The sequence below is a fragment of the Mycobacterium sp. 1245801.1 genome (assembly GCF_001673055.1).
Taxonomy (GTDB): domain Bacteria; phylum Actinomycetota; class Actinomycetes; order Mycobacteriales; family Mycobacteriaceae; genus Mycobacterium; species Mycobacterium europaeum_A.
This window is the reverse complement of sequence record NZ_LZKY01000076.1, coordinates 1-1,053: the sequence shown is the minus strand read 5'-3', so window position 1 is coordinate 1,053 and position 1,053 is coordinate 1. Positions and strand designations below refer to the sequence as shown.

Here is a 1,053-nt window from a genome sequence, read left to right as displayed (position 1 = left end):
CCCGAACAACTCGCCGGGCTGGCCCGCACCCTGGCCGACTGCCTCAACCCCGACGGCACCTACACCGACGACGACCGGGCCCGCCAACGCGGCCTGACCCTGGGCAACCAACAACCCGACGGCATGTCGCCGCTGCGCGGCTGGCTCACCCCCGAAACCCGCGCCACCCTGGAAGCCGTCCTAGCCAAACTCGCCGCCCCCGGCATGTGCAACCCCGACGACGACACCCCGTGTGTGGACGGCAGTCCCAGTGAACAGGTGATCGAACGGGATTCGCGCAGCACCGCCCAACGCAACCACGACGGACTCAACGCCGCACTGCGCGGCGTGCTGGCCTCCGGGAACCTGGGGCAGCACAACGGGTTACCGGCCTCCATCATCGTCACCACCACGCTGGCCGAGCTCGAAGCCGCCGCCGGGCGCGGGCTGACCGGGGGCGGCACCCTGCTGCCGATGAGCGATGTCATCCGCCTGGCCCGCCACGCCCACCACTATCTGGCCATCTTCGACAACGGCAAGGCCCTGGCGCTCTATCACACCAAACGCCTCGCCTCACCCGGCCAACGAATCATGTTGTACGCCAAAGACCGCGGCTGCTCAAACCCCGGCTGCACCGTGGGCGGCTACTACTGCGAAGTCCACAGAGAGAATGGGATGTCGCTCGCGGCGGTGGTCTGACTCTGAGGTCCATTGACGCCGCTTGGTTGTCCTTGCGTGGATTTGTCGACTGGCGCCGCGAGTGACGTGCTCGACGTCACCGACGCGACGGCTGTGACTTCATAGGAGCTTGCACCCACAAGCTGCCCATCTCTGTTGTGTCCAACCGCCAACGCCGGTGACGCCACCCATCCACCCAGAAATAGAGGACGGCAATCACCAGCATGACAACCAAACCCCCATCTCGTCACATCGTCGCAGGAGTCGACACCCACAAACGGACCCATCACGCCGCAGTGCTGGACGCCAACACCGGAAAACTGCTCGCCGACCACGAGTTCGCTGCCACGCAAGCCGGCTACCAGAAACTGCTGTCCTGGATGGGTTCTCACGGAA

General features: G+C 65.7%; 2 protein-coding genes. Both read left to right on the top strand.

Annotation, left to right across the window (positions count from 1 at the left end; translation table 11 throughout):
* Positions 1 to 678, top strand: a 678-nt coding sequence (locus A5622_RS04635; RefSeq protein WP_232002861.1) for a 13E12 repeat family protein, incomplete at its 5' end; no start/stop codon positions are given.
* A 203-nt stretch (positions 679 to 881) separates the two neighbouring features.
* Positions 882 to 1,053: transposase (locus A5622_RS30670; RefSeq protein WP_156752838.1), on the top strand; the 172-nt coding region annotated here is incomplete at its 3' end.